The 3,164-nt window shown below is 68.6% G+C and carries 2 protein-coding genes; both read left to right on the top strand.

The genetic code is table 11. The features are described from left to right. The coding region (locus C7C56_RS10180) for a ribonucleotide reductase barrel domain-containing protein (protein WP_106757317.1) at positions 1-2,076 on the top strand (2,076 nt) is incomplete at its 5' end. A gap of 173 nt (positions 2,077-2,249) precedes the next feature. Further along, entirely contained in the window at positions 2,250-2,981 is a 732-nt protein-coding gene (locus C7C56_RS10175; protein ID WP_106757316.1) for a helix-turn-helix transcriptional regulator, read from the top strand. Positions 2,982-3,164 lie beyond the last annotated feature (183 nt).

The raw sequence follows: 3,164 nt of genomic DNA, 5'->3' as shown, positions 1-3,164 counted from the left end.
TGGGACCTGATCATGAAAAGCACCTACGCGGCGGCCGAGCCGGGCGTGTTGTACCTCGACCGCATCAACGCCGAGAACAACCTGGCCTACTGCGAGCGCATCGAGGCGACCAACCCCTGCGGCGAGCAGCCGCTGCCCGACTACGGCTGCTGCTGCCTGGGCAGCCTGAACCTGACCAAGTACGTCAGCATGCCGTTCAGCGAGCAGGCGCGCTTCGATTTCGGCCTGTTCGAACGGGTGGCCAGGGTCGCGGTGCGCATGCTCGACAATGTGCTGAGCGCGACCAACTGGCCGCTGCCCGAGCAGGCGCGCGAGGCGGGCGCCAAGCGCCGCCTCGGGCTCGGCTTCACGGGCCTGGGCGACGCGTTGATCATGCTTGGCCTGCGCTACGACGCCGAGGCGGGCAGGGCGCTGGCGAGCGTGATCGCGCGCGCGATGCGCGACGCCGCCTACGGCGCCTCGGTCGAGCTGGCGCGCGAGCGCGGCGCCTTCCCCCTGTTCGACGCCGAAAAATACCTGCGCAGCGGCTTCGCCGCGCGCCTGCCCGAGCCGCTCAGATCGCGCATCCGCGCGCACGGGATCCGCAATTCGCACCTGGTCTCGATCGCGCCGACCGGCACCATCTCGCTCGCCTTCGCCGACAACGCCTCGAACGGCATCGAGCCGGCGTTCTCGTGGTACTACCAGCGCACCAAGCGCATGGCCGACGGCGGCAAGAAGGACTACCTGGTCGAGGACCACGCCTACCGCCTGTACCGCGAGCTCGGGCACGACGTCGCCCAGCTGCCGGCCGCCTTCGTCTCGGCGCTCGAAATCTCCGCCGCCGACCACATGCTGATGGTGGCCGCCGTCGCGCCCTACATCGACGCGGCCATCTCGAAAACCGTCAACGTGCCCGAGAACTATCCGTTCGAGGCGTTCAAGGATCTCTACACCGAGGCCTGGCGCCAGGGCCTCAAGGGCATCACCACCTACCGGCCCAACAGCGTGCTCGGGGCCGTGCTGTCGGTGCCGGGGGCGCTGGCCAACCCGCAGCCGATGACGCTGTCGGAGCAGGACAAGCGGCTGGTGCTGACCGAGGTGGCGAAGGCGCCGCCACTGGCCTCGCTGCGCTGGCCGTCGCGCCCGGGCCTGCCCGCCGGCGCCCCGGCGTGGGTCAGCGCCACCATCCGCACGCCGCACGGCGACTTCGCGGTCGTGGTGGCCGACCAGGACGGGGTGCCGTTCGAGGTCTGGGTGCTCGGCGGCCAGCCGCCGCGCGGGTTGGACGCGATCGCCAAGACGCTGTCGGCCGACATGCGCGCCGACGACCGCGGCTGGCTGCGCAAGAAACTGTCGATGCTGGCCGGCGCCTACGGCGACGGTTTCGAGATGCCGATGCCGCCCCACGGCGCGCCGGTGCAGGTGCCCAGCACCACGGCCGCGTTGGCGAAACTGGTCGAGTGGCGCTGCCACCAGCTCGGCGCGCTCGAGGCGCGCGAGAACGACCCGAGCCCGGTGCTCGACGCCCTGTTCGCGCCGCGCGAGCCCAAGACCGGCACCGACGGCACGCTGGCCTGGGTGGCCGACGTGCGCAACCCGGCCACCGGCGACGACTTCGTGCTCATGCTCAAGGAGCTGCAAATGCCCGACGGCACGCGCCGCCCGTACAGCATCTGGCTCACCGGGGCCCACCCGCGCGCGCTCGACGGCCTGTGCAAGCTGCTCAGCCTCGACATGCGCGTGGTCGACCCGGCCTGGATCGGCATGAAATTGCGCAAGTTGCTAAACTACGCAGAGCCGCGCGGCGACTTCCTCGCGCGCGTGCCGGGCCAGGCGCGCCAGGCCAACTATCCGTCGACCGTGGCCTACATCGCGCAACTGGCGATCCACCGCTACGCGATGCTCGGCATCCTGACCGAGGCGGGCGCGCCGGTGGCCGCGATGGGGGTGGTCTCGGACGAACCGGGCCGCGCCGCCCGCGGCGCCCCGACCCTGGCGGGAAAACCGTGCCCCGAGTGCGGCAACAAGACCGTGATCAACAGGGATGGCTGCGAGTTTTGCACCGCCTGCGGCGCGATCGGCAGCTGCGGCTGAAACGGCGGGCGGCCCGGCGCCGCAGGCCGCCCGCGCCGACGCAAGCGGCGCGGTCAGAGAAAGTGTCCGCCATCGCGACCAATGCTTGATCTTCGTCAAGTGCGCACCTTGGAAATTTTATTACAGTGCAACACTGGTTTGACAAAATCGTTGCATATAAAATACGAGGTCGCATGGAGACTCTACACGACACATCGAGCGCGCTCAGTTTGCTCAAGAAGGTGAACCAATGCCAAAACGAGCAGCAACTCGAAACAATCCTGCATCAGCTTACCCAGCACCTGGGTTTCGAGCATTTCTTCTACCGGGCCCGGTTCATGCTCGACCGTAGCAGCAGCCTCGACCGGGTGCTCAGCAATTTTCCGCTGGCCTGGCTGCAGCACTACGAGAACAACAACCTGAGCCGCATCGATCCCGCGCTCCAGCACGCCGAGCGCAAGCTCACGCCGATGGTCTGGGAGCCGAAGATATTTGTGACCGAGGAGCAAAAGCGCTTCTCGGCCGACGCCAAGCGCCACGGCCTCGAATCGGGCGTCAGCTTTCCGGTCCATAACAAGGACGGCGACATCGGCATGCTCAGCCTGGTGCTCGGGGCCGATGTCGTCGATGCGAGCGAGTTCATCCAGGAGAATCTGTTCTACGGCCCCCTGATCGCCAACTTCGTGCACGAGGCCATGTCGCGCCTGGTCAACAAGAGCGGCCGCGCGCTCAAGGCGCCGCTCACGCCGCGCGAGCTCGAATGCCTCAAGTGGATCGCCGGCGGCAAGTCGACCTGGGAGACCGCCCAGATCCTGCACCTGTCGGAGCACGGCGTGCTGCACCATGTGCGCAACATCATGACCAAGTTCGACGTCACCAGCCGCCACCAGGCGGTCTCGCGCGCGGTCGCCTGCGGCCTCGTTTAGGACGCTGCCAGGCGCTCAGAGGCGGAGAGTTTTTCTGGCGTGATGAGCGGGCATGATCGAAAGACTCTCAGCCTCTCAGTCCGGCGCCGCGCGCCACCCCGCGGGCTCGTCGCGGCGCGGGGCGCCGGGCCCGGGCGGCAGCGCGCGCACGATCTCGATGCGCTCCGGATGCAGCGCCCGCGG

Source organism: Massilia glaciei (assembly GCF_003011895.2).
GTDB lineage: Bacteria > Pseudomonadota > Gammaproteobacteria > Burkholderiales > Burkholderiaceae_D > Telluria_A > Telluria_A glaciei.
The sequence above is the reverse complement of the archived record's forward strand: the minus strand, read 5'-3'. Positions and strand labels throughout refer to the sequence as shown.